Annotated in this window: 1 protein-coding gene and 1 pseudogene; both read left to right on the top strand. The window is 48.8% G+C overall.

Translation table 11 applies throughout. The features are described 5' to 3' along the window. A partial coding sequence (locus tag R7E42_RS25320) for an NADP-dependent oxidoreductase (protein ID WP_318073281.1) occupies window positions 1–922 on the top strand: 922 nt, incomplete at its 5' end. Continuing rightward, window positions 916–1083 (top strand): annotated as a pseudogene (locus R7E42_RS25315) (DedA family protein); the annotation flags it as partial. The gene R7E42_RS25320 and the pseudogene R7E42_RS25315, both read left to right, overlap by 7 nt.

Here is a 1083-nt window from a genome sequence, read left to right as displayed (position 1 = left end):
GTTTGGCGACGCCAATGTTCTGGCGATTCAAAGCGCTGAAACTCCGATCCCTAAGTCTGGCGAAGTGTTGGTCAAGGTGCATTATGCTGGCGTGAATCCTATCGATGTCAAAACACGAGCGGGACTTGGCTGGGCTGCTTCCCAGAATAAAGACAAACTGCCTTGGGTGCCAGGTTACGATATTTCTGGGAAAGTCGCCTCTTGTGGTACTAAGACTTCTCGCTTTGCTGTGGGAGATGAAGTGGCCGGTTTTATTGGCTTTCCTATCCAAGGTGGTGGTTATAGCCAATATGTTTGTGTTCCGGAGTCGGAGCTAAGTCACGTGCCAAGTTCGGTCACGCTAGAAGCGGCGGCGGTTTTACCATTGGCAGGGCAAACCGCTGCTCAAGCATTAAGCAAAGCGAATGTCAGCGAATGCGATAGAGTATTAATTCTCGCAGGAGCGGGTGGCGTAGGGCACTTAGCGGTGCAGATTGCTGTGGCGACAAAAGCCGAAGTGTTTACCACCTGCAGTGAACGAAATTTAGACTACCTCGCCACACTTGGCGCTCATGCAGTGAACTATCAATTTGCACCAGTGTCAGAACGTGTTGAAGGCGTTGATGTTTTAATTGATTTGGTTGGTGGCGATGCGGCTCTAGATGCTCTCAAGTGCCTAAAAGACAATGCCCGCGTGATCACGGTACCAACGATTAGCGCTGAATTAATTTGTGACAAGGCCAAGCTGTTAGGCTTCGAGGCAAGCGGTATGTTGGTTGAGCCAGATCCTTCACAGTTAGACACGTTGTTGTACATGGTAGGTGTGGGATTACTTAAAACAGAAGTGCAACACATTTACCCAATGGCTGAAGTTATCGCCGCACACCAACAAGTGGAATCGGGGCGAACGAGAGGCAAGGTATTACTTGATATGACATGCTAGACGCATTCAATTCAGCTTTTGAACATTTAGCCCTTTGGTTTTCTGATTCAGCATTGTGGGTGCTTTTTTTAACGGGCTTTCTGAGCGCCACCTTACTGCCTGGTGGCTCTGAAGCTGGGCTGATAGCAACTCTCTCACTCAATCAATATGCGGTTTCTTCT

The sequence above is a fragment of the Vibrio sp. Vb1337 genome (assembly GCF_033338715.1).
Lineage (GTDB): Bacteria > Pseudomonadota > Gammaproteobacteria > Enterobacterales > Vibrionaceae > Vibrio > Vibrio alginolyticus.
The sequence above is the reverse complement of the archived record's forward strand: the minus strand, read 5'-3'. Positions and strand labels throughout refer to the sequence as shown.